Below are 532 nucleotides of genomic sequence, written 5' to 3'. Positions count from 1 at the left end.
CATGGGCTTGCTCGGTACGTTGCAGGGTCAGCAGGTGGAAGCGGTTGAAGCTGCGCTCGATGCTGCGCAGCGGTGTGCCGCCGACGAGGTAGGTGGCAGTCGAGCCGTAGCTGAAGCTAGTACCGGTGAATTGGTAGAGGTTGTCCTCGCCATTGTCGCGCCAGGAAATGCCACTGCCCATGCCGAGGAAGTTGTTGCTGGTGTAGTTGTAGGTGGTGACCATGTCGGGCTGGTCGAAGCCAGGCTTGATGGTGTGCCTGGTAACCCGGGGCAACGGGTCGTGCGCATCGCCGGGGAAGCGGTGGCCGGCATCGTTGTAGTCGATGGTTTCGGTGCCGCCGACGGGTGTGCGCACGGTTTTCAGGCACACCACACCACGCACCTTGTCGTAAGTGAGCCCCCAGCTGGCCTTGTCGTCGCTGGGCAGCACGATGGTATGGGGCAGGCGAACCGCGGGGGTGAAACGCTGGTCGAGCTGGAGCGTGTAGGTCGCCAGGGCGGTGCCGCCTGGGCCGGATCTGGGGTGCAGGGC

1 pseudogene is annotated in these 532 nt (G+C 64.5%); it reads right to left on the bottom strand.

Features of this window, described 5'->3' with window-relative positions:
- Positions 1-532, bottom strand: a pseudogene (locus AC07XM_RS31100) (RHS repeat-associated core domain-containing protein); the annotation flags it as partial.

Source organism: Pseudomonas sp. GW460-LB5, assembly GCF_059423245.1.
This window is presented reverse-complemented; position numbering and strand designations above follow the sequence as displayed.